Origin of the sequence: uncultured Chitinophaga sp., from assembly GCF_902168175.1 — a bacterium.
Lineage (GTDB): Bacteria > Bacteroidota > Bacteroidia > Chitinophagales > Chitinophagaceae > Chitinophaga.
In genome coordinates this window covers 17283-36150 of the sequence record NZ_CABHOU010000076.1, presented here as the reverse complement: position 1 = coordinate 36150, position 18868 = coordinate 17283, and the positions used below count along the sequence as shown (strand labels likewise).

At 50.2% G+C, this 18868-nt stretch carries 10 protein-coding genes; 1 reads left to right on the top strand and 9 read right to left on the bottom strand.

All coding sequences use genetic code 11. The features are described 5' to 3' along the window. Positions 1–49 precede the first annotated feature (49 nt). The 3 genes from QZT80_RS17475 to QZT80_RS17465 are packed head-to-tail and all read right to left on the bottom strand — an operon-like array spanning position 50 to position 7522. Positions 50–2842, bottom strand: coding sequence for a sugar-binding domain-containing protein (locus tag QZT80_RS17475; protein ID WP_295124871.1), 2793 nt, complete (start codon positions 2840–2842; stop codon positions 50–52). Positions 2843–2866: 24 nt separating this feature from the next. Next, the gene (locus tag QZT80_RS17470) at positions 2867–4198 is read right to left on the bottom strand and encodes a sugar porter family MFS transporter (RefSeq protein ID WP_295124868.1); all 1332 of its coding nucleotides are present in this window, start codon (positions 4196–4198) and stop codon (positions 2867–2869) included. 24 nt (positions 4199–4222) lie between these two features. Then, complete coding sequence (locus QZT80_RS17465) at positions 4223–7522, bottom strand: DUF5107 domain-containing protein (protein WP_295124865.1); 3300 nt, start codon at positions 7520–7522, stop codon at positions 4223–4225. A 111-nt stretch (positions 7523–7633) separates the two neighbouring features. Between QZT80_RS17465 and QZT80_RS17460 the strand changes: the two genes are divergently transcribed. Beyond that, entirely contained in the window at positions 7634–8533 is a 900-nt protein-coding gene (locus QZT80_RS17460) for an AraC family transcriptional regulator (protein ID WP_295124862.1), read from the top strand. Between the two features lie 159 nt (positions 8534–8692). Here QZT80_RS17460 and QZT80_RS17455 read toward each other — a convergent pair whose 3' ends face one another. The 6 genes from QZT80_RS17455 to QZT80_RS17430 form a co-directional block, all read right to left on the bottom strand. Beyond that, positions 8693–9382, bottom strand: a complete 690-nt coding sequence (locus QZT80_RS17455; RefSeq protein ID WP_295124859.1) for a hypothetical protein — start codon at positions 9380–9382, stop codon at positions 8693–8695. Positions 9383–9716: 334 nt separating this feature from the next. Continuing rightward, positions 9717–12179, bottom strand: a complete 2463-nt coding sequence (locus QZT80_RS17450; RefSeq protein WP_295124856.1) for a glycosyl hydrolase 115 family protein — start codon at positions 12177–12179, stop codon at positions 9717–9719. Positions 12180–12282: 103 nt separating this feature from the next. Continuing rightward, a complete protein-coding gene (locus tag QZT80_RS17445; protein WP_295124853.1) occupies positions 12283–14100 on the bottom strand; it encodes a beta-galactosidase family protein in 1818 nt (605 codons plus the stop codon). Between the two features lie 14 nt (positions 14101–14114). Beyond that, the gene (locus QZT80_RS17440) at positions 14115–15599 is read right to left on the bottom strand and encodes a glycoside hydrolase (RefSeq protein ID WP_295124850.1); all 1485 of its coding nucleotides are present in this window, start codon (positions 15597–15599) and stop codon (positions 14115–14117) included. Between the two features lie 60 nt (positions 15600–15659). Beyond that, positions 15660–17129 (bottom strand): RICIN domain-containing protein, encoded by a 1470-nt coding sequence (locus QZT80_RS17435; RefSeq protein ID WP_295124847.1) that lies wholly within the window; start codon positions 17127–17129, stop codon positions 15660–15662. A gap of 32 nt (positions 17130–17161) precedes the next feature. Beyond that, the gene (locus QZT80_RS17430) at positions 17162–18859 is read right to left on the bottom strand and encodes a RagB/SusD family nutrient uptake outer membrane protein (protein WP_295124844.1); all 1698 of its coding nucleotides are present in this window, start codon (positions 18857–18859) and stop codon (positions 17162–17164) included. Positions 18860–18868 lie beyond the last annotated feature (9 nt).

Here is an 18868-nt window from a genome sequence, read left to right as displayed (position 1 = left end):
GGGCCGCTTCCTTAACGAAAGCAGCCCCCTTCCCTGGAACTATAGATCGTTATTGATATAATGCTTTTATGGCCGATGCCTCCAGCGCCACCTGGGGATTAAACGTTTTGCCGTTCATATATCCCAGTAAGCTATGGTACAGTTGCCTTGCCCCCAGCCGCTTATCCAGATCTTTACTGAAGTCGATGGAGGTGACCACGATCTTCCCTTTCCCTACTTTACCTTCGAACAGCAGGCCGAGTTTACGCGCTTCGAACCAGGTGTCTATCAACTGTACGGATGGTGTTAGGCCAGCCGGGAAGTCTTTCAGGTGCATCGTTTGGGCGGTGTGTAAAATATCCCACCACTGCCAGTTGCTGTGGTATTCTGTGGGAAAGCCGGCAAACAACGGCGACTTCGGGTTACAAAGAATACCAAGCGTATGCGGTGCCTGGCCGGTGGTCCATTCGGTATTCCAGAACACGGTGGACATGCCGGTGATGATCTTAGCCCCTTTATCCTGGGCGATCCTGCCATTTAACAGCAACAACACCGTACCGCCAGCATCCAGTTTAGCCAGGGCTTCGGGGGTAAGCGAGGTAGCTGTTAATATATTTTGAGGAGATGTGGTATTTACGGTTGCAGGGTATACCCAAAAATCCCAGTCGTTAATGCCTAAACCCTTTACGGTAATTTCCAGGTTCAGCTTCTCCGCCCTTTTAATACCAGCAAGCGGGAAGGAAATAGCACCGGCCGGATTATCATTACGCAAATCCAGATCGGCTTTAAGATTGCCCTGGGCCAATACCTGTTTTTGTGCATTGGTAATGCGCCAGCTCAAAGCTGCCTGTTTCAGCTGCTCTTTTCCAAAATGCGACACCTGCACATCTGCCTTAAATGTTTCGGCATTGGTAAAGGTGAACTTGTTCATCAGTGCCAGCGGAACGGTAGCGGACGCAAAACGGTGGAACGCCGCCGGTGTATAATAAGGTTTGCTATTCCAGAAAGGATCGAGAATACCTACCAATGCCGTACCCTGCCCCGGGAAATCGTGCAGATCGAGCAGTTGATAACCAGCATAACCGGTGCGCATACCTGCTTCTATATCGGCTTTATAACAAAGCGCCTGCAGTTTGCCCGAAGCCATCAGGAAGTCGTGCGACTGCCCCTGCAGGTTTTCACGCTTCATAAAGTCGCGGAAAATCTCGAAGTTGCGTGCCTGCAGTAAACCTTTGTATTTCTTTATTTCGTTAAAGTCGGGGTATACACACCACTGCCCTATTTCATGCGCCACCACCGGTATATTGGTTTTTGCATTGGTGTTGATACGGTTTACAACAGAAGAAAATTCATACTTCGAATTCGGCGCTTCCGCATTAATAATACTGTTGATACCGGCACCCCATACCTGTATGCGCGGGTCGGGACTGGAATGAAAATCGTTTTCTGCAATAGCAGGCCAGCCAGAGCCGGCGGCATATATACGGCGGTTATCCTTTTCTTTCCAATACTGTACAAACTTACCCAGGAAAGGATCGCGGCGTTGGTCGCCTGCCGGTTCGTTAGACGGTATCAGCATGCAGAAAGACGGATGGTTACCGTACGATTCCATAAAACGGTTGCTCTGCTCATAAATATAGCGATCTACAGAAAGGCCCTCACCAAAAGTGGCCCATGCATCTACTTCTACTGATAAATAAATACCTGCATTGTCGGCCGCTACAAACGCAGCTTCCGGCGGACAATAAGAATGGAAACGCAGGTGATTAAGGCCATGCGCTCTCATAATCCTGTAAATACGCGCCCAAGAAGCAGTATCGGTAGGCGGATGACCGGTGAGCGGGAAGATGGCGCATTCCAGCGTTCCACGCAGGAACACGGGCTTTCCGTTGATGGTGATCTTACTGCCTGCTTTACCTACGCTGCGCATCCCAAAACGCGCTGTTTTCACATCGCTGTTATTGCCGGTCAGTTTTACGGTAAGGTCGTATAAACCCTGGTTGAACTCATCCCATAACACAGGGTTATTACCCATGTTATGCGTGAACGCCACTACGCTGTCATTATACGCCTGTTCGATGGCTGGCAGCGCAGCGCTTTTACCCACTTGTTTGGCAGATACGGTCAGCTTGCCTGATGTAGTATTGCCGAGCTTCACGGTTACTTTCACCTGCTTTGCGTCGATATCGGGGTAAACCTGTATGTTTTTAATGTAAACAGGATTGCCAGCTTCCAGCGTTATGTCGCCCACAATACCATTCCAGGTGCCCTGGGTTTGATCACTGGCGCTATGTGCATTTACGCCAACTTCAGAGAGATAGCGGTTATCGATACGAATACTGAGGATATGTTTGCCGGGCGTTAAATGGCTGAGGTCATACACATGTGCGGTGCCCAGGCTGCTATCTGCGCCGATGTAACGATCATCCGCAAATAAGGTGCTGCCCCAGTGGCAACGTTCCAGTGTAAGGGTGATGCGTTTGTTTTTCCAGCCGGCTGGAATATTAACTTCCTTCTGGTACCAGGCGGCACCGGTGTAGTACTTTACGGGGGTGAGCCAGAAAGGGAACTTGTAGTTGCCTGCCACCCTATATGGCGCGTATTTCTCCTGCTCCAAAAACCTTTCGGCCTTTTCGCCTATCCAGGGTGTTTTTACAGAGGGTTCATCTCCATAACCCTGCGCCTGCATAGCCCCGGGCAACTTCACCGTTTGATTGAACTTTTGTTTGTACCACTGTTTATCCAGCCCTTCGTCCTGCCGGTCGATGCGGAACTGCCACTGGCCTGCCAGCGATATACGGCTTTGCGCAACCACGTTAAGGCTCAGGCATAACAGCACAACCAGTTTAATGTATTTAGTCATCTTACTTATTTTTAAAAAATCACGTTAATGCATTACTACCTCTTCCAGTGTTTGTCCTTTCGTTTCCTTTACCCTTGCCCGTACAAACAGGAAGCCCAGCAAACAGATGCCGCTGTACATATAAAATGGCCCATATGTACCCAGTACCTGCGATAAGATCGGGAACGTAAATACCAGTACGAAGTAAGCCAGCCAAAGTGCCACGATGGCTACTGCCGAGGCCTGCCCACGAATATGGTTAGGGAATATTTCAGAGATCAGCACCCAGGTAACCGGCGCCAGCGATGTGGCATACAAAGCAATAGCCGCCAGTACGAATATGGACAGGAGTCCTGCTGATGCCTGGTTTTGCAATAAGAGCGAGAGTACCAGGTAAATGATCGTCAACCCCAGCGAACCGGCCAGCATCAGCGGCCTTCTGCCCAGTTTATCCACCTGCCACATAGCTACGATCGTAAATACCAGGTTCACAACACCAATAGCTACCGTTTCCAGCAACTGCCTGTCCAGACTAGCCCCCACCGATTCAAATATGGTGGACGTGTAGTTAAACACTACGTTGATACCACATAACTGCTGAAACACCGCCAGCGTAATACCGACGATCACCGCAGGTCGTACCGCTTTGTCGAACACCGCCTTAAAAGAAGCTTTTTCCCGGCCCTGCAGGGAAAGCTGGATATCGGAAGTTGTTTGCGCGGCAAACTGTACGCCGCCTATCTTCTGAAGCGTTATGCCAGCTTCTTTCGTTTTACCTACTGTAATGAGCCAGCGCGGACTTTCGGGCAACCAGCACACGCCTGCAAAGAACAGCAGCGAGGGCACAGCGCCCAAACCGAACATCCAGCGCCAGGCATCGGCGCCTTTATCGGCCAGCATATAGTTCACGAGGTTGGTTACCAATATACCGATAACGATGGTAAGCTGGTTAATGGCCACATTGCGGCCACGCACGGCGGCGGGCGATACTTCTGCGATGTACAGCGGACTTAACATCGATGCCATGCCCACTCCCATACCTGCCATAAAGCGCATGGAAATAAAAACGGCAAGGCTGTGCGAAAAAGCCATGCCCAGCGACGACACGGCGAATATCAATGCAGCTAACATCAGTCCGGGCCTGCGGCCTCTCGCATCGGCAATTTTGCCTGCAATTAAGCAGCCTGCCACACAACCCAATGCCAGCGATCCGGTTAAAAAACCTTCCCACCATGGATTGAGCGCGAACTCCGTTTTTAAGAACGGCAGCGCACCCGATATCACCGCGAAATCGAACCCGAACAGGTAACCGCCCAGGGCGGAGATGAACGATATGCCGATGATGTAGGCGGTGTTATACTTTTGTTGTTGTATCATGTTTATAAACGTGGTATGTTATTATTAGACTGCGCCCAATTGCTTCCACATCTCCCAATGTACTAAAGCGCCCAGGTGATTTACATCTTCTTTTACGACTGCTGCCAGCATCTTTTCGGCCTGTGCTGCATAACCTGGTTTGCCTGCAAAGGCATGTCCCAGTAAACCCAACGCCTGCATGTACATACAGTGTACACGGTTCTTCTGGTCGAGGTCGGCGTCGAACACCAGCAGTTCTGGGAGCGATACGGCGAAGTAATCGATCTCTATATGGTCGGCGGCATGTTTGGCACCGAACGTCATTAACTTTTCGAAGATAGCCGAAGCGGTATCGGTACGACCCAGTTTGAGCCAGGCTAATCCCTGGTAAAAGATCTTGTCCGGCTGCGGATCGTTGTAGAAGATAGCCTGCACTGGTTCGCTGATACCTTTTGTAGCCTGCTGCCAGTTTTGTATGGCGTGTTGTTCTTCCTGCAACTGTTCGTACGCCAGGCCGCGAAGGTAAAAGATATCGTTCTCCTGCGCGCCATACAATTTACCCTCGCCGAGATTTTCGGGATAGTAAGCCGCTTTATCCAGGCTCTGAAGTGCTTTCAACGGCTGCCTGGCTTGCAGGTACTGGCGTGCCAGGCTGGTATGACTTACCAGGTATTGCCCGGTTACCTTACCTTCTCCCCCTTCCCAGGGATGGAACTTTTTAGCGGCCAGCAGTGCGGCTGCAGCTTCGTATTGACCCTGCTGGTTGTGCAGCGTTACATATTCAAGGTACAGATCATCGCGCCACTGTACCAGCGGAAGGTGCGCTTCCATGTGCTGGCGGCGTTGTGCCGGCGGATCGTTACGTTTTTTATACAACAGGTCTATTTCCATCAATACGCGGGCATCCTGCGGATCAAGACTAAAGGCCTTTTCCATCAGTTTTACGGCCTCTTGCGGTTGATGTTCCTTGTTGTACATGGCCAGCGAGAGGTTACGGTATACGGTAGCAAAACCAGCCCCGGCTTCGATGGCACTGCGCCAGCAATGTATAGCATCGGCGAACTGCTTTTTATCGTACCACAGGTTACCCAGGTAATACCAGGCTTTCGCATTGGGTGATATAGACAGTACATATTCCAGCACCAGCGCATCTTCTATACGATGCGGGAAGCAGTACTCGTGTGAACAGGCATGTCCTTTTGCGGCGTATGCCATTGCCTGTTCTTTATCAGATGCCAGCCAGGCGAGGTAGTAAAAGCATAATGGCGATACGGTAGCGGTATGTTCTGTATGCAGCAATAACAAATGTTCCGCCTCTGCATTCAATCCCGCATGTGCATAATCCAGTGCGTATTCAAGTATATTATGAAAGTTGTTGCGGGATAAAGTGAGCAGTGTTTCCCGGCTCTCCTGCGCGCCCGACAGGTACAACTCAAAATGGCAACCATAGTTAAAAGGGTCCACTTCCAGCGAAGATCCGATCCAGGCGTTGGCATCCTTTCCCTGTTTTCTGAGGATAACAGCTTTCAGGTGGCGTACGGTGTGACTGTTCCAGTTACGGTACAACGACTGTTCGGCCAGTTCGGCAGCCTCTTCCCAGTCGCCACGGCCACAGGCCAGGCGGGCCAGTTGCAGGTAAGCGGTGTGTTGCCAGGCATCGTCCCAGGCGGCTTTATAAAAGGCGTCCGTAGCCGCGTCCTTTTTACCCTGTAATAACAGGCACCAGCCCAGATTGTAGTGCATTTCTCCATCGTAGGGATTAGGATTGCGGTACGTTGCTGTGGCAATGGCTTTATGCAGGTAAGGTCCTGCGATGGAAGGTTTGGCGCGGCGCAGGTACCATAATCCCATCGCGTTATTACAACGGATATCGCCAGCATCGCGGCGTAAGGCCTCTTCATAATAATCCGTTGCGCTATAAGTAGCATGACGGTATTGCTCGATATGCTGCCCGGTAAGGAACAACTGTTCGTTATGTTGTATATCGGCTGGCTTCAGCGCGGCCACCGCTGCGGGCGGCAGTTCACGTTCCTGTAAAGCCTCTTCTTCGTAAGCCACCAGCAATTGCCCTTTGTGTTTTACTTCTACGCGGATGCCCGTTTCAAAGGTTACACCGATCTGCCTTTCGTAAGGCAACGCGGGTGAGCCTACAACTGTTTCACTGAACAACGTGATGCCTTCTTTGCTGATAATGATAGTGGCCGCAGGGTAGCTGGCGGTGAAATGAACTTTCACGGTTATCCCGTTCTCTTCTTTCTCTAATCCTACTGCTGCCTCTTTGGTGGCGTTCTTTACCATACCTACTTCGCGGTATGGCATGAAGTATTGTACGAACTGTTTTTCGCCAAAAGGTTTAATCCAGGAGAAGTCGGGCTGGTTATCGGTAAACACGCCCGTCATCAGTTCGATGTAAGGCCCGTCCTCATCGGTAAGATTGCGGTCCCAGGCCTGGCCGAAATCGCCGTGGCCCCAGGTCCATTGTTTTTTACCGGGCGAGATGTGGTGATTGGCCACATGCAGCAATCCACCGCCGGTATCATGCTCGTATCCCCCTATAAAATTATATTTGGAAGCCACCGCCATGTAGGAGGTAGGCACTGGTATATTCTTGTAACGCGAAATGTCGGTACCGGGCGAATAGTCCACCTTGTAATAGGTGCCTTTCGCAATCGGGAACGATGATACATCGCGGCGACCATGGTCGAATACGGCGTATACATCGGGAGGAAAAACAGACTGGTAACCATCGTTCACCTTCACGGCCGGGTTAGCCCACCAGAGGAAAGTTTGCGGGAACGGCGTACGGTTGTACAACATACCTTTTATCTCCAGGAAAGCTTTACCGGGATGTAACGTAAATGCAGCCATCCCCTTGGTACGGAACATCAGTTCCACTTCGTTCACCCAGCAGGTAGCACTGCCGTCCGCATGTTCTTTAATCGTAAAATCCACCGCTTCAAAAGTACTGGGGCGATGGTGTTGTGGCCAGTTAAACTCAATACCACCGGATATCCAGGGGCCGGTTAATCCTACCAGCGCAGGCTTGATCACCTGGTTATAATATACGAAATGCCGCTGCTTCACTTTATCGTACGCCATCTGTATACGGCCGCCCAGCTGGGGCAGCACCATGATCTTTACATATTCGTTCTCGAGATATACTGCGGTATAACTTTGATCTGTTTTTTCATCGGAAATCTTATCTACCACAGGATGCGGGTACACAACCCCGCTACTGCCCTGGTATACCCGCTTTTCAAGGAACATCGGGTTCTTGTCCGGCTTACCTGCCGGGTATGTTGGAATTATTACTTCTTCTACCCAAACTTTAACGGGAATGTTCATGTACTGGCTGATTAAATATGCTGCTACAAAAAAACTTTTTTTACCTTTAAGAAGCTGCGACTATATGATTATTCTTGTGGACTATCTTATTATCGCGATCAAATACGTACTATGGTTAAAGCCGAAAGAAAGAAAGACGGGTTTCAGGGCCAGAAGGCCATTATTATGCCGCGGAGCGTATTAAACAACAAATGCAGCGCCCATCCGCTCATTAATAAACTATACGTAACCGACATTGGTTATTACCCCAAAGCACGCCACCATTACCGGGAGCGTACCGCAGGGGCCGATCAGCATATACTGATCTACTGCCACGAAGGCGAAGGAACAATGACCTTACAGAAACAGTCGTTCTCCATATCGGCGGGCGATTTCTTCATTATCCCGGCTAAAACCCGCCATCAATATCACGCCAATGCCGATAACCCCTGGACGATCTACTGGATGCACTTCAAAGGTGAATCGTCGGCCGAATGGGTACACCAACTGGTAACACACCTGAAAGGTTACAAAGGATTTGTGCCCGACAGTGGTAAAACCACTTCGCTGTTTTCCGAAATGTACGCCCAGTTGGAGCGCGGTTACAGCATGGACCACCTGATGCACTGTAATATGTGCGCCTGGCATTACCTGGCGTCGTTTCTGTACGAAGACAAAACGAAACCCGCAGGAAATAACGATGCAACGGACGCTGCTATCGACTACATGCAGCGCCACGTAGACCAGAACCTGAGCCTGGAAAACATAGCGCAGCAGGTGAACTTTTCGCCTTCCCACTTTTCGTTACTGTTCCGTAAAAAAACCGGCTTCTCTCCCATTGAGTATTACAACCATTTAAAGATGCAGCGCGCCTGCCAGTATTTGTTGTTTACCGACCGGCGGATAAAAGAAATAGCACTGGCCGTAGGCCTTGCCGACCAGCACTATTTTTCCCGCATATTTAAAAAAACGATGGGCGTATCGCCGCAGGACTACCGTAATAAACGGAGCGCGGGGGATGATGCGCAGTAGTACAGGCACACCTTTCCCTTACCGCCATTAACCGGCGGGCAGGCGACACCCATCTGGTTTGGACCCGGGCTTTTTTTAATCCAATATGTCAAAGAACTAATCTCTCCTCACGACGCCGTGCAACCACCATTTATGCACGGCCAACTGCAACTGTATATATCATTCCCGCCAGCACTGTTGCTGCGAGACTACCGTATTTGTATTCATCATGTTCACTGGCCTGTAGTTAGCCAGGAATGCCTTTTTAGGGCGTGTCACCGGCGGCACGGTCATCACCAGTTCCATTTCTGCTTTTACCTCCAGCAACACCTTATCTTCATTACCCGGCATATCATTGGCCACTATCTCGATACGCCCACCGCCTTTGCTATTACACCTGGCCCGGTACAGCCATTCATCTCCTTCCCCTTTTAAGGCATAACCATCTTCCACCAGTTCGTCATTTGTGTTGTAAACGTTCACACGCACCCGTTCCACCATAAAATCATCGGTAGCGGTAATGCGTATTACATCGCCACGGTAACCTTTATAAGCCGTGGTATCGACATGGGTAATTTGAGGGGCATGATAGAAGTCGCTTACGGAGCGGTTCTGTACGTTCCATCCAAGCGGGATACCGCTCTTGTACAGCGCCGATCGTTGCTTATCGAACTTTACCTGTTTACGGTAATAGTCGTTTGCCGTTTTCCATCGCTGCCTTTCGGCTTCCTGGGCTTCGGTGCCTTTGCCGGGGCGCTTGCAGGGCACTTTCGTAATCTCTATTTGCCCGTACCGTTTACGGACCACTACCTGCCCGGCAAACTTGCCTGTAGCGCCGGAGGAGATAACATTGTAATGTTTCAGGAGCATGGTTTTTCTGTTTTGGTGAAGTACAAAATTCGGGATTCTTTCGCCGTTGGAATTAGCATTAACTGTGTTTTTATATGCGCGATTTACGACACATTAAACATTCTGAAATGCGATTAACAGTACTGATAGCATATTAACCGGTTTCCCAGGCTTACTGAGGCCGTTCGCCCTTCCGTTGCCCTTTGGTTGCCGGCTGGTTGCCGGTTGGTTGGTGGGGTTATATTGACTAAGATTGCATTATAGCTTAAACAGAATACGTCCGGAACGGCCTTTACGGCAATAAAAAGGGGCAGACACGGATACGGCTGCCCCTTTTTTCAAGTATTGTAATCTCCTATTCCACCACGATCTCATTCACCACTACTCCCGGATCAGCAAAGTACACCCGCACCTTCTTCTCTCCCGCCACCTTGTTATTGATCACAGTTTCGCCCTGCACATACCCCTTCATCACATTCTCGCTCCAGGGCCCTGTTTCGGCCTGCGTGGCGATGTTTACGAATTCCGGCATACCACCATCGATGGAAATAGCATAACGCAGCTTCATGCCCGTATACAATGGAAAATCGGGCAAACAGCGCACCCTGATCTTACGCTCTCCTATTTTTACATTGATCTTATAATCCACGTATGGTGCTGTGTGTATATCGGCCGCTGTAAATGTTTTAATTAGCATAGGCCAAACTGTTAAGGCCGATTTACCAATACCCAAGCCCTCGATAACCTTTACGTTTTGGGCTTTAGCGGTAAACTTGGCGGCAGCAGTGATCGTTGCCACAACCATGGCGCTATCTGCCACGCCTTTGGCCCTGATTGCTGTCGCCACGGGTGGCATATCGAATACTTTTAGTTTGCGCGGGGCGTCATCCATTATTCCATCCCATTTGCCATTGGCTGTCTCTTTGTTATACTGATGCGTGAGTTGCCGGATATGCGCATATGCCTGCTGCGCCTTTGCTGCGTAAGATAAGGCGGCGCTATCGCCTCCTTCAGCCATGTGCAGGCTTTGCCTGGCCCATAATATTTTTTGATTCATGGCCATACTCGCTTCCACAGGGTATTGTATAAGCTGAAAATAGGCATCCTGCAAACGGGCAGGGATGGTTTTGCCTACGGCTTTCGCTTTGGCTGTTAACGCCACGTAAGCAGCAATACGTTCGTTGGTATCGGGTAAATTAAAATAAAGGCGGCCCATGTGTTCAGGTTTGCCGGCAGCAGCCAGGCGATAGTATTCGCGTTTAATATCGCCAATACTTTTAGCGAATGCGGTACCGAAGGTTTCTGCGGCCCAGTGTTCTGAGTACTTGTGCGCCTTTTCGGGCGACCAGGCCTTTACGTCCCAGGCAAAGTCCATGGCGAATTGCAGCTCCGCTTCAAGTGGCTTGATATCACCCACATTGAATACCCATAACCTGCGGGCGTTTTGTTCGTAGGCTTTCGTTAGCTCGTAACTGGTAAGCATGGGCGATATGGTAGATAGCCAGAGATAATCTTCTGGTTTGCCCCAGTAAGAAAAGTGGTAGTATACACCGCTGCCGCCGCTTCGTGTTTGTTCCTGCGGATTGGATAACTGGCGTACATAACCGTAGTTATCGTCAGCCCAGGCAATCGTAATATCTTCCGGTAACTGCATACCTAAGCGGTAGAGGTCGAGTACTTCTTTGTAAGGGCAAAAGATCTGCGGCACTTCAGGTGCGGGTTTGTTCAATCCTTTACTGAGCATGCTGCGTTGGTTTACGATCACCTGCTCCAGCAACGTCTTTTTTGCTTCTTTATCCGGCGGACCGGGCATACTGCCATCGTGTATACCGCGCATGCCTACGGTGTATACCGCGGGATTGTTAACTGATTGCAACACGCGATCGTTCCAGTAACGATCTATCTCCTCTTTGTTTTTATCATACCGCCACTCTCCCGGTTTTTTGCCGTATTCCTTTTCGAAGTTGTGGTCCCACTCATCTACATTGTTACGCAATAACGGTTCACAATGCGTAGCACCTAATACGATCTGGTATTTCCTTGCCAGCACCGGGTTTTCCGGGTAATACCAAAAGGCCTTGGTGCAGGGATGCATAGCTGGCCATATGTAATTCGCTTTCAGGCGTAACATCAGCTCAAACACCTTTTCATACGTACGCGGGCCAATATCTTTAACATCCGTATCCATATGTTTGGCGGCCCAGGGTTGCAGGCCCCAGTCTTCGTCGTTAATGAATATACCGCGATATTGTACACTGGGCGGACCAACCAGGCTTTTAGTACCTGAAAGGTAAATAGCGTCCCGCTTTCCCGGTATCACATCGGCCCACCAGTTTAAAGGTGATACGCCTATTAAGCGCGATAATTCGAACACGCCGAATGCCGTCCCCCTCGGATCGCTTCCGAATATCACCAATGCTTTACTGACGCCTTTTACGGGTTGATTCACGATGCTCAAACTGAAGGTTTCCCATTTACCAGCTACCTCCGCAGTATTGATCTTGCCGGCCTTCGCCAGGCCGGTTATCAATTCCGACTGCCCCAGTGTGCCTATGATAATGGGAATATGGTTAGGGTGAGGGTGATGCATGATAATAGCTTCCGTACCTGTAAGTAGCTCCAGGTCGGCTTTAAGCGCGGTAGCAGCAATACCGGTCACTTCCGCGTCCAACGAGTCGTAAATGATGCTGGTGGTTTTACCGGGCACCACTAAAGAAAAGGTACCTGCGGCGGATTTATAGCCAACAGTCAAGGGTTTTTCCTGTGCGTTGGCGCTTACGGCCAGCAGCAATAATAACGTGAAACGGAAATAATGCATTCCGAAAAGATAGGGCGAAAAACAGGAAAATAAAAGGGGCAGGTAAATACCCGCCCCCATTACAAATGCAATAGATTTTTATCTAAACGTATAAAAGACTTTGTTATTGAGGGTTCAGCACATCCAATATGGGCGTACTGCGGCTTTTCAGCACCTGCTGATCCGGCTTCAGCAGCTCAAGTACTACGACTTCATTAGCGCCTTTCTTCAGCCATTCTACCGGCACATACAGGCTTTGCTGCGGCCCCACCGACCAATAGCGGCCCAAATGATGACCGTTGATCCATACGCAGCCTTTACCCCAGGCCGACATATCCAAATAAGTATCGCCAGGCGTTGTAATGTTAAACACGGCACGTTTCACGGCCGGGGCCTCTCCTTTTGCCGTGGTGCCTTTGGGCAGTTTGTTCACATCATCAAAAGGAAGCGGGAACATTTGCCAGCCACTTAACTTCGTACCAGCGAAGGTTACCTGCGAAGTAATTCCTTTTTCGTTCTTCAATAAATTAGGGCCAAAGTTGATGCGACCGAGGTTCTCCACGAGGATATCGATCGTTACCAAACCTTTTGGCAGTGTTACTTCCAGGCTATCTTGTTTAAACCTCCTGTCTAATACGCCTGCCCGTTCGCCATTAATGAACACGATGCCATAATCGCGCAGTTCCTTTATACTTAACACGCCCTGTTTACCACCCTGCACTTTTGTACGGTACAGCACAAAACCATAAGGCTGGCGTAAGGCCTCGAACGTAAGCGGGTCAGGCGACGATTTAGGGGCGGGTAATATGGAAAACAGCGACGATGACCGCGTTAACTGTATATCCGGTATCACGATCGTTGGTTTAGCTGCCGGCACTGCTGGCAGGGTATGCCCTGCGGGCAGATGTTTGGCGATGGCTTCGCGGAACAGGTTGAACTTAGGCGTAGCGTTACCGGCTTCGTCCAGCGGGGCATCATAGTCGTAGCTGCTGGTTTGCGGTTCGTAGAAGCTGGTATCGTAACAGTTGGCGCCGTTCATAAATCCGCGGGTACTACCGCCATGAAACATGTACATATTGATCGAGATACCGCCACCCAGTAACGTATCGAGCTTATTAGCGTAGTAAGAGGCGGATACCGTATGGTGTTTTTCACCCCACCAGTCGAACCAGGCAGGGTACCATTCTGCTACATAAAAAGGGCCTTTACCATCATGGTATTGCCGCACCATCGACTTCACCTTTTCCGGATTATCGAGGCCATTTACGGCAGGCAAAAAGCCGGGCAGGTAACCTTTGGCAACATCCTTTGCGGGGTCGCAGGTGTACAGCAGGCAGTCGAAACCTGCCTGGCGGAACATTTCTTCGTTGATGCGCAGGTATTCTTTATCGGCACCGTACGAGCCATATTCATTTTCAATCTGCACCATCAGGATATTGCCGCCCCGCGTAACGAGATAAGGCGCTAACTGTTTGCCCACCTGGTTAATGTAAGAGCGGTAGGCGGCGAGGTACTTCGCTTCGGTGCTTCTTACCTTTAAACCTTTTTCGTTCTGCAGCCAGTAAGGATAACCGCCAAACTCCCATTCGGCGCATACATAGGGACTGGGCCTTAATATCACCCACAACCCTTCTTCCTGCGCAATTTTTACAAAGGCCGCGATATCGTGATTCGCTTTAAAATCGTAGGTGCCTTTCTGCGGTTCGTGTACATTCCAGAAAACGTAAGTACCGATTGTATTCAGCCCCATCGCCTTTGCCATCTTCATCCGTTGCCGCCACGCTTCCTGCGGCACGCGCGGGTAGTGTATTTCGCCGGATATCATCTGGAAGGGTTTACCATCCAGCAAAAAATGCTCGTCGCCATAGCCAAACGTATGCTGTTGCTGTGCGCTCGCTGCCTGTTGCAGTAACAGGGCCAGAATTATCAATAGTCCTTTCATCTTCAATTATGGGTTTACATCACCAGGGTGACGATACTTTCTGCTTTAATAACGGCATTTCCGTCCGCATAACCTTTTACTAATTCTTCGCCTGTAGCAGTGGTATAAGTAACGGCGTGTTTACCACCGAGCTGTATACTTTCCGCATGAGCGCCGGTGTTTACGATCACTACCACCGTGTTCTTTTTGCTCTTATAAGCGGATACGAACAAATGTTGTCCGGCACCGGCAATGGAGGCTTCGATACGCTGCATGCCCGGGCGCACGAAACGGCTGTAATTACCGAGGGCCCACATCATTTTACTATCTTCCAAATGGCCATCGGTTTTGTTCTTTTCGATATAGATCAATCCATCTTTATAATTGTAAGCGGAGATGGCCAGCCACCACTGCCAGGCGGTTGCATTCGCCACAGCCAGGTCGGTATGTATTACGCGGGCAACGTACAACGCGGCTTTCATGCCGGTATCTTTACGGTTGCCGCTGATCTCGCCTTCGTTATCGCCGAGTATACAGTATTCCGACTGCCAGAAACGCAGGCCCTTAACGGAAGCAATACGTTCGGCTACCTGTGTACGTAATTTTTCAGATGCAGACTGGGGAGAAGTGGAGAAATAACTATGTGCGGCAGCCACCTTCTCCACCAGGTTTCCTACGTAATGCGCGCCACCTGGCTTTAACAGCTCGTTCACCTGGTTACCACGCCCCGGTTTATCGCCATCTTCCAACAGGTATTTAATGTGCCCGGATTCCGGGATAATAATTTTTGTGCTGATACGCTCTTTCTTCAGCGTGGCGGACAATGCTTTTACCAAGCCACTGACATCCTTGTTCCAGTAAGGGTTCCCTTCCTGTCCGCCATCCATCCAGTCCCACTGGGGTTCGTTTACCGGGCTGATATAATCGAACAGGACGCCCGTTTTACGCTGAATGCCTTTGAGTACGTTGGCAGTATACACAGCCAGGGCGTTAAATTGTGTGCTATCGATATTGCATTGTCCTTTATCAGAAAATGCTTTTTTATTCTTAGTGAACTCCACCGGCGGACTATTGTAAAATGCCAGGAAATACGGCACGCCCCTTTGCTTGGCGGCTTTTAAGAACCATTGCTGTGCGGCCTGCCTGTCCCAGTTATAACTTCCGTCTTTTTCCAGGAACGATTCTGCACGCCGCCATTCATCCCTTATCCCACTTTCACTGCCCTGTTGAGCGCTGCCTGCACCCAGGTTGAAACGCCACATCGTAAGCCCGATCCCTTTAGGCTGGCCATTGGCGAGGGTATCCATGCTAAATAACCAGTCGGCCATTTGCGCCCTTTTGGCCTCGGGCCAGTTACCGGCAAACTGGCCGGCCCAGGCGTCCGATGCGCCGAAGTTCTCTATCGTCTGGTAAGTTTTATTGCCGTTGATGTTCAGTTTAAGTGGCTGTTGTGCGTACAGGGCACCGGGTAACAGTACTGCCGTGTATAAAAATCGTAGAAGGGTATTGCCTGTCATCATGCTCCTTTTTTGATTAAGATAAAACCTTGCCGTTAAGAAACGGCAAGGTTTTTAAATAACTCACAATACCGTGATCTGCCATTGCTGGTTACGTCCGCCGCCATAAGGCCACTGAATAACCGTTCCCCCGTTAGCGGTAGAAGCGCCGTTCACATCCAGCGACTGACCGCTGTTGCGGTTAACAACCTGGTAATAACCAAAGCCCATGTCGATAATGCGCCATTGCTGGTTGTTACCGCCCGAATAATCCCATTGCACAATGCCCGTACCTGCGGTGGTAGAACTGCCGTTCACGTCGAGGGCCTTGTTACTGTTACGGTTAATAATGCTGAAGTAACCGTTACCCAAACTGGTAATTTTCCATTGCTGGTTATTACCACCCCAGTAATCCCACTGAACAATGGTGCCACCGTTGGCGGTAGACTGTCCGTTTACGTCCAGCGACTTACCACTGTTCCTGCAGGTAATGCGATACCAGGAAGAACTGTTAAAGCTGCCGTACGGTTGAGTGAGCGTAGTGTTACCCCAGGCATACTGTAACCTCGTTAAACCCGATGCGTTGTTCGTGGTAAGCGTAGTGCCGCTCAGCGTTAACAGGCTGTAAGAATCGCCGTCGCGCAGGCCAGGCCAGTACACTGTGCCAATAGAACGCGCCAGTGCGCGATTGGTAATACCCTGGTAGTAAGCAATTTCACGGTCGGTGCCCGAAGCGCCGAGGTAGTTTTTCCCATTCGTCATAGGAATACCGAACTCGGTGATGATCGTGCGGGTTGGGTAGTTGATAGACTGCACTGCAGCTTCCCAGTCGCCCACCGTTGTTTTATTATTATCGAACCAGGTATAATTGTGGTACGATAACAGGCAGCCCGTTAAACGGCTGTCGGCCCCTACCCCGTTCACATCCTGTGCATACCCCGCCCCATCGAGCAATACGCGCTCATCGGGCACCGAGGTATACGTGTTAAGCCAGCTTGCATACAGGTTATTCAGGTCTGTAAGACTGTACCCATGCGGCTCGTTAAAGATCTCGAAGTACACATTGTTGTTACCGCCATACTTTGTTACTACTGCCTGCCACATGTTCCAGAACTGCGTGGTGTTGTCGATGAGCCCATTCCGGGAGCTACTGCCTTCCCAATAAGCAAGGATCACCTTAAATCCTCTGCCTAAAGCGGTGTCAATAGCCGCGGTATAAGCCGGCCACCAGGTTTCTAAAACAGTGGGCGGGTTGATGGGGAGCCTGACGGTATTAGCACCCCGTGTAGCGAAAGCAGAAATGATATTACCTGCTTTCGATTTCGTAGTGGCATAGTTATCGGCCGATGCCAGGCCGCTGGGAATCACCCATCCGTCTTTAAAATTATCGGCCGGATCGGCCCAGTTCAGTCCTTTAAACCCGAGCGTATTGGCCGGTAAGGCCAGTACGGCGGCAGATGTTTCAGGAACAACGGCGTCGCCGTTGTCCGTTACATTTTTAGAGCATGCGAAAAGCGCAAAAATGGGAATCACATAACATAATAGATGTTTCATAACAATGGGAATTTGATAAAGGCTTACAATGGTCAGTAATCTGCATTTTGTGGCAGTTTGTTAGATGATGCCAATATCTCTGCGCGTGGTATAGGCAGCCAGTAGTGTTGCTTTTCGAACTTACGTCCGTCCAGCGCTACTTTGGTAGCGTAAGTATAAGTATTACCGGTTTTAGTGATCGTGATACCCAGGGCTGGTTTGTTCTCTGTTACCATGGCGATCTGCCAGCGCCTTACATCGTAATAACGATGTTCTTCAAAGGCCAGTTCCACCCTTCTTTCGTAACGGATCTCATCACGCAGCGAAGCCTGAGTGGCGCCTGCTGCTACGGCAGGCATGTTAACGCCGGTGCGGGTACGTACGAGGTTCAGCGCGGCTCTTGCAGATAGTGTACTACCGGCAGGCACCACATCCGGACCATAAGCCTCATTGGCTGCTTCAGCAAAGTTGAGCAGCACTTCTGCATAACGCATGTATATCCATGGCTGGAAGCCTGCATTACCCCATGGGTTTTGCAAAGGATAAGCATCGTTCATGAACTTTTTCAGGTAATAACCAGTTTTGGAAGTGTTCCAGTTATCCGGACCATCTTTACTGTCTTTCCCTCCGGGCGTAAATGTTTCGATCGTAGCGCCGCGGTAAGTACCGCCGTTATAGGAAATGGTATAGTAAAAGCGCGGATCTCTGCCAACATAAGGCGTGGCCGCTACGTAACCGGAAGTACCATCGGTAATCGGTTTACCGGTAGCCGCCATTTCATAATCATCTACCAGGTTCTGTAAAGGCAGGTTACCACCCCAGCCACCGTAGCTGTTAGGGCCATTGGCAATTTCAAGATGGCAGTGCCCTGCGTTCCTGGTGTACAGGCGGGCAAAGATGATCTCATTATTGTTATCGGCCGATAAAAACAATTTATCGTAGCCGCCCTGGTAAATGCTGTATTTGTTTAAAGAGATGACTGCCTGAGCCGCAGTAGCTGCGTTGGCCCAGGTACCAGCATTGTACAACGGACTGGCCGCATACAGGAGCAAACGGGCCTTTAAGGCCAGCGCGGCGCCTTTGGTTGCACGCCCCTGCGCCCATACACCGCTGTTATTTTCCGGCAGGAAAGCGGCTGCTTCGTCAAGCTGCGCTACTGTGTAATCTATGCTTTCTTTCAGCGTAGCCCTTGTGAACAGCGCAGGGTCCTGCAGGTTGTCAGACAACTGTAACACTTTATCACCCATCAACACCACACCACCGTAATTGCGGATCAGGTCGTGGTAGCGGAAAGCGCGGATGAACTGGAGTTCAGCCTTGAGCCAGGCTTTATGCGTTTCGCTCATTTTAAGATCGGGCAGGCCGTTAAGGGCGAAGTTGCATTCGCGTATGCTGCGGTAACTGCGTGGCCATATGGTGCCCGCCATCCCTACGTTTTCGGGGGCAAGCAAGCCTTTCTGGATCAGCCAGGTATTATCGTCGTTATTGTAAATAGATTCGTCGGTGATGGAACTCCACATGCTGTATTCGAAGCCCCTTCCGAAACCAGGATCGGTACCGTCGCCTTCCTTATCCTGCAAACGTGCGCCAATGTAACGGTTCATTACATACGATTCGAACACGGCGGTGTCGGTAAGTACGGTGTTTTCGGCAATCTTATCTGTCGGCTGTATCTCCAAAAAGTCGTTCTTACAGGAGAACAGGAACATGGAAGCCGCGCATGCTGTATATACTAAGGATTTGATCTGCATTGTTCGTCT